Genomic DNA, 6,071 nt, shown 5'->3' with positions numbered 1-6,071 from the left:
ACTGCTGGTCTATGGTGTAATGGTAACACTACGGTTTTTGGTGCCGTCTTTCTAGGTTCGAGTCCTAGTAGACCAACATAAAAAGTCTCTCAGAAATGAGAGACTTTTTTTATGCAAAAAAGTTGTTTTAAAATTTGCATAAACTAAATAAAGTTTTAATTTTGCACCCGCTTAACCGCACTGCTGGTCTATGGTGTAATGGTAACACTACGGTTTTTGGTGCCGTCTTTCTAGGTTCGAGTCCTAGTAGACCAACGAAAAAAGCTTCTCAATCGAGAAGCTTTTTTGTTTTTAGGTTGTTTCTCCTTTTTTTAAGAGGATGTTGAAGTAGAAAAAGTTTAGATTTTAAAAGTAAGTACTGGCCTTACGGCGTGATTTACTAATCCTTCACTTATGCTTCCGTTAAAAAAGTGGGCAAAACCGGTTCTTCCGTGAGTGCACATCGAAATAACATCTGCATTAATGCTGTTGGAAAAGTTTATAATTCCGTTTTCGATATTTGTATCGTTATAAATATGTGTTTCGAGATTTGGAGAATCAAATTTTGAAATAAATGATTTCATTATTTTTTCGACTTCATGCGTAGGCTTAAAGCTGTTTGGTGTGCAAATGGTTACTAAATGTAGTTTTGAATCAAATACTTTTGCGAATTTTAATAATTTTTCAAAAGGTTTGTAGGTTTCTTCAGAAAAGTCAGAAGCAAAAACAATTTCGGAAGCGGTAAAATCTGGTCGTTCTTTTTTAATTACCAAAACAGGAATTTCAGAATTCCGTACTACTTTTTCGGTATTGGAGCCAATTAGTAATTCTTCAATGCCTGAAGCTCCGTGTGAGCCCATTACAATTAGGTCGATTTGGTATTCTGTACTCACTTGAGTGATTCCATGAATGGGTTTGTCCATTTTAACGATTTCGGTAATTTCGATTCCGTCAAGATAAGTTCTGTTGGAGATTTCATCTAATGTTTCGTTTGCCTTTTTTATAAAAAGCATGGTTTCGGGAATGCTGGCGCCGTTTGTAATGGCGTCGTTCATCTGGTGAGGAAGTTCGAGCATATGCAGCAGAATGATTTCAGAATTGCTCTTTTTTGCAATTTGAGCTGCCACTTTCAATGCGTTTTCGGCATCGGCTGAAAAATCAGTAGGGACTAAAATTCTTTTCATTGTTTTAAGGTTAAGTTGGTTGGGTTAATACGTAATTTAGGTGTAATATAAAGGTAAGAAATATTTTTAGAGCAATCTATTTATTTGATTTATAAAAAAATCACTATATTTGCACAGTTATTTAATAAAATCTAAATAATGAGGGGACTAAGTGTCCCCTCTTTTTATAAAATTATGACATTTAAAGAAAAAGTAAACGGATTAATTGCAGAGGCTCTTCTGGAAAAACCATCAATATTTTTGGTTGACTTGGCTGTTTCGGATTCTTTTAAGATTAGTGTGGGCTTGGATGGAGATAATGGAGTGCAACTTCAGGATTGTATTGACATAAGTCGTGCAATAGAAAACAACTTGGATCGTGAAGAACAGGATTTTTCGCTTGAAGTGGCTTCGGTTGGAGTGGGTTCGCCCTTAAAAATGATAAGACAATACAAGAAAAATATTGGTAGAACGCTGATTGTTACCACAAATACAGAAAAAATCGAAGCAGAATTGGTTGAAGCTAACGATGTTTTCATAATTTTGTCTTGGAAAGCAAGAGAACCTAAAAAAGTAGGAAAAGGAAAAGAAACAGTTCAAAAAGAGCAACAAATACCTTACACAGAGATAAAAGAGGCAGTTGTTACGGTAACATTTTAATTTTAATTAAAAAATTCGCATGGAAAATTTAGCATTAATCGATTCATTCTCAGAGTTTAAAGATAATAAACTTATTGATCGTGTAACGCTTATGGCAATTTTAGAGGACGTATTTAGAAATGCATTAAAGAAAAAATACGGTTCAGATGAAAATTTCGATATCATTATCAATCCTGATAAAGGAGATATGGAAATTTGGAGAAGAAGAGTAATTGTTGCCGATGAAGATCTTGATTTTGAAAATGAAGAAATTACATTGACTGAAGCAAGAAAAATTGAAGCGGATTTTGAAATTGGTGAAGAGGTTTCTGAAGAAGTAAAGTTGATTGATTTAGGAAGAAGAGCTATCTTAGCGCTTCGCCAGAATCTTATATCTAAAATTCATGAACACGATAATACTAATCTTTATAAACAATTTAAAGATATTATCGGTGATATTTATACGGCAGAAGTGCACCACGTGCGTCCTAGAGTAGTTATCTTGGTTGATGATGAAGGAAATGAGATTGTGCTTCCGAAAGAAAAACAAATTCCGTCCGACTTTTTCCGTAAAGGAGATAATGTTCGCGGAATCATTGAAAGCGTTGAATTAAAAGGAAACAAACCTCAGATTATAATGTCTAGAACTTCAGAGAAGTTTTTGGAGAAATTATTTGAACAGGAAATTCCGGAAGTTTTTGACGGATTGATTACAGTTAAAAATGTAGTTCGTATTCCAGGTGAAAAAGCAAAAGTAGCCGTAGATTCTTATGATGACAGAATTGATCCAGTAGGAGCATGTGTTGGTATGAAAGGGTCTCGTATCCACGGAATTGTTCGTGAATTAGGAAACGAAAATATCGATGTTATTAATTATACAAACAATATTCAATTGTTTATTACAAGAGCATTAAGCCCTGCAAAAGTATCTTCAATCAAAATCGATGAAGACACTAAGAGAGCCGAGGTTTTCTTGAAGTTAGAAGAAGTTTCTAAAGCAATTGGTAGAGGAGGTCATAATATTAAGTTAGCAGGCCAGCTTACAGGTTACGAATTAGATGTTATTCGTGAAGGAGATATTGCCGGTACAGTTGCAGATGAAGATGATGTTGAATTAACAGAGTTCTCAGATGAGATTGAAGAATGGGTAATTGAAGAGTTTGCTAAAATTGGTCTTGATACGGCAAAAAGTATTTTAAGACAAGAAGTAGAAGATTTAGTAAGAAGGACAGATTTAGAAGAAGAAACAATTCTAGATGTGATGAAAATACTAAAAGAAGAGTTTGATAACTAAGCTCATGCTTTACATCGGCTCAACAACACAACGAAAAAGGTAATAATAAAAAGGTTATATGTCTGAAGAGAGAGTAATAAGAATAAACAAGGTTTTAAGGGAATTAAATATTTCATTAGAAAGAGCTGTTGATTATCTGAAAGATAAGGGTATTGCTATTGATGCAAATCCGAACGCTAAAATTTCTGATGCGGAATTTAATATCCTACAAAGCCAATTTGCGGGCGATAAGGGTAATAAGGAAGCTTCTAAAGAGGTTGGAGAAGAAAAAAGAAAAGAAAAAGAAGCGCTGCGTGTTGAGCGTGAAAAAGAAATTGAAGACAAACGCAGACAGGAAGAAGAGCGCCAAAAACAGCAGGAAGTTATAAAGGCTAGAGCAGTTGTAAGTGGTCCTGTACAAGTTGGAAAAATTGATTTAAATCCGAAAAAACCTGTCACGGCGACAGCTCAGTCTGAAGAGCCTGTTAAGGCTGAAGAGCCAAAAACGGTTCAGACTCCAGCAGAGAAGCCGGTTCAGCCTGTAAATGTACAGCCGGAAAGTCCTGTAAAAGAAACTTCTGAAGAAAAAAGACCTGAAAAAGTTATTACCGAAAAGAATGAAGTTAAGCCGGATGTTTCAAAAACAGCTCAGGAGCCAATAATATCTCTGGATCCTACAACATCTGAGGAGACAATTACTACTCAATATCAAAAGCTGACAGGAACAACTCTTACGGGTCAGACAATTGATTTATCTCAATTCAATAAGCCTAAGAAAAAGAAAGAGGATCCAAAAGCTGCACAAAATAAACCAGGAGTTCCAGGAGCAGGAAACAACGCAAACAAAAATAAGCGTAAAAGAATTGCTCCTAAGCCAGGTACACCAGGTGCTGTAAAACCAGCAACTGGAAACCAGCAGCAGGGTGGTACTCCAAATCAAAATAAGAACAATCAAAATTCTGGAGGCGGATTTAATGCTAATAGAAGCGCAAGACCTGGTTTTGTAAAAGGAAACCGTCCTGCGGTTGCTGCTAAAGTTGAGCCTACTGAAGAAGAAGTGAAAAACCAAATTAGAGAAACGCTTGAAAAACTTCAAGGTAAAGGCGGTAAATCTAAAGCGGCAAAATACAGAAGAGATAAAAGAGAAACGCATCGTCAGAAATCTGATGACGAACAAAGAGCTCTTGACGAAGGAAGTAAAACAATTAAGGTTACAGAATTCGTTACAGTAGGTGAAATCGCTATCATGATGGATGTGCCGATTACAAAAGTAATTGGAACTTGTATGTCTCTTGGTATCATGGTAACCATGAACCAGCGTCTAGATGCTGAAACCTTGACGATTGTTGCCGACGAATTCGGTTACGATGTTGAATTTATTACGGTAGATATCGAAGAAGCAATTGAAGTTGTTGAAGATAAAGAAGAAGATTTAGTTACAAGAGCACCAATTGTGACGGTAATGGGTCACGTTGACCACGGTAAAACATCTTTACTGGATTATATTCGTAAAGAAAATGTTATTGCTGGTGAATCTGGAGGTATTACGCAGCACATTGGAGCTTATGGAGTTACTTTAGACAACGGGCAAAAAATTGCATTCTTAGATACTCCAGGTCACGAGGCGTTTACTGCGATGCGTGCACGTGGAGCTCAAGTTACCGATATTGCGATTATTGTAGTGGCGGCGGATGATGATATTATGCCACAGACAAAAGAAGCGATTTCTCACGCACAAGCTGCGGGAGTTCCGATTATATTTGCAATCAATAAAATTGATAAGCCAAATGCAAATGTTGAAAAGATCAAAGAACGTTTGGCGGGTATGAATTTACTTGTAGAAGATTGGGGTGGAAAAATTCAGTCTCATGATATTTCTGCAAAAATCGGAACAGGAGTAAAAGAATTACTAGAAAAGGTTTTATTAGAAGCAGAGATTCTAGATTTAAAAGCTAATCCAAACAAAGCGGCGCAAGGTACTGTTGTAGAAGCTTATTTAGATAAAGGAAAAGGATATGTATCTACAATCTTGGTGCAGCAAGGAACTTTAAAAATTGGAGACTATATGCTTGCCGGAAAACATCATGGTAAAGTTAAAGCGATGCATGATGAAAGAGGGCATACTGTTTTAGAAGCAGGTCCTTCGACCCCAGTTTCGGTCTTAGGTTTAGATGGTGCTGCAACTGCGGGTGATAAGTTTAACGTTTTTGAAGACGAAAAAGAAGCAAAACAAATTGCATCAAAACGTTCTCAATTAATGCGTGAACAATCAGTTCGTACACAAAGACATATTACACTTGACGAAATTGGCCGTCGTATTGCGCTTGGTCAGTTTAAAGAATTGAATGTAATCCTTAAAGGGGACGTTGACGGTTCTGTTGAAGCATTGTCTGATTCGTTCTCTAAACTTTCTACAGACGAGATTCAGATTAATATTATTCATAAAGGGGTAGGGGCAATTACAGAGACCGATGTTATGTTGGCTTCTGCTTCTGATGCAATTATTATCGGATTTAATGTGCGTCCTGCTGGAAATGCAAGACAGCTAGCAGATAAAGAAGAAATTGATATCCGTTACTACTCTATCATTTATGCCGCTATCGATGACTTGAAAGATGCGATGGAAGGAATGTTGGCTCCAGAAATGAAAGAGGAAGTTCTGGGAACTGCAGAGATTCGTGAGATTTTCAAGATTTCTAAAGTTGGTTCAATTGCAGGATGTATGGTAACAGATGGTAAAATTTTGAGAACATCTAAAATCAGAGTTATTAGAGAAGGTGTCGTGGTTCATACTGGTGAACTCGTTGCTTTAAAACGATTCAAAGACGATGTTAAAGAAGTAACAAAAGGTTACGACTGCGGTATTCAGATCAAAGGATTTAATGATATCGAGATTAATGATGTGATTGAAGCTTACCACGAAGTGGCAATTAAAAAGAAATTGAAATAATATTTCGAAAACATATGAAGAGTCCCAATGAAAATTGGGACTTTTTTTTGCCAGTACTTTTTTGAAA

General features: G+C 36.3%; 4 protein-coding genes and 2 tRNA genes. 5 read left to right on the top strand and 1 reads right to left on the bottom strand.

Annotation, left to right across the window (positions count from 1 at the left end; translation table 11 throughout):
• The first annotated feature begins 5 nt into the window (after positions 1 to 5).
• Both E0W73_RS16745 and E0W73_RS16740 read left to right on the top strand, forming a co-directional pair.
• Positions 6 to 76 (top strand) — tRNA-Gln (locus E0W73_RS16745).
• Between the two features lie 108 nt (positions 77 to 184).
• Positions 185 to 255 (top strand) — tRNA-Gln (locus E0W73_RS16740).
• An 83-nt stretch (positions 256 to 338) separates the two neighbouring features.
• Here the strand turns inward: E0W73_RS16740 and E0W73_RS16735 are convergent.
• The gene (locus E0W73_RS16735; protein ID WP_135223191.1) at positions 339 to 1,163 is read right to left on the bottom strand and encodes a universal stress protein; all 825 of its coding nucleotides are present in this window, start codon (positions 1,161 to 1,163) and stop codon (positions 339 to 341) included.
• Positions 1,164 to 1,337: 174 nt separating this feature from the next.
• On the opposite strand from E0W73_RS16735, the gene rimP reads away from it, so the two are divergent.
• Genes rimP through infB form a run of 3 tightly spaced genes read left to right on the top strand, consistent with a single transcriptional unit; the run spans position 1,338 to position 6,004 of the window.
• On the top strand, positions 1,338 to 1,802 hold the full coding sequence (gene rimP / locus E0W73_RS16730; RefSeq protein WP_162847719.1) for a ribosome assembly cofactor RimP: 465 nt from the start codon (positions 1,338 to 1,340) through the stop codon (positions 1,800 to 1,802).
• 19 nt (positions 1,803 to 1,821) lie between these two features.
• Entirely contained in the window at positions 1,822 to 3,075 is a 1,254-nt protein-coding gene (nusA, locus tag E0W73_RS16725; protein WP_135223189.1) for a transcription termination factor NusA, read from the top strand.
• 58 nt (positions 3,076 to 3,133) lie between these two features.
• Positions 3,134 to 6,004: a translation initiation factor IF-2 gene (gene infB / locus E0W73_RS16720; protein WP_135223188.1), complete on the top strand. Its 2,871-nt coding sequence runs from the start codon at positions 3,134 to 3,136 to the stop codon at positions 6,002 to 6,004.
• The last annotated feature ends 67 nt before the right edge of the window (positions 6,005 to 6,071 follow it).

Origin of the sequence: Flavobacterium foetidum, from assembly GCF_004634245.1 — a bacterium.
GTDB lineage: Bacteria > Bacteroidota > Bacteroidia > Flavobacteriales > Flavobacteriaceae > Flavobacterium > Flavobacterium foetidum.
Note: the sequence above shows the minus strand (reverse complement) of the source record. Positions and strands in the feature narration are given on the sequence as shown.

Excerpts from the sequence above, each read along its gene's own strand:
- E0W73_RS16735 (WP_135223191.1), bottom strand. The coding sequence starts at position 1,163 with ATGAAAAGAATTTTAGTCCCTACTGATTTTTCAGCCGATGCCGAAAAC.
- rimP (WP_162847719.1), top strand. The coding sequence starts at position 1,338 with ATGACATTTAAAGAAAAAGTAAACGGATTAATTGCAGAGGCTCTTCTG.
- nusA (WP_135223189.1), top strand. The coding sequence starts at position 1,822 with ATGGAAAATTTAGCATTAATCGATTCATTCTCAGAGTTTAAAGATAAT.
- infB (WP_135223188.1), top strand. The coding sequence starts at position 3,134 with ATGTCTGAAGAGAGAGTAATAAGAATAAACAAGGTTTTAAGGGAATTA.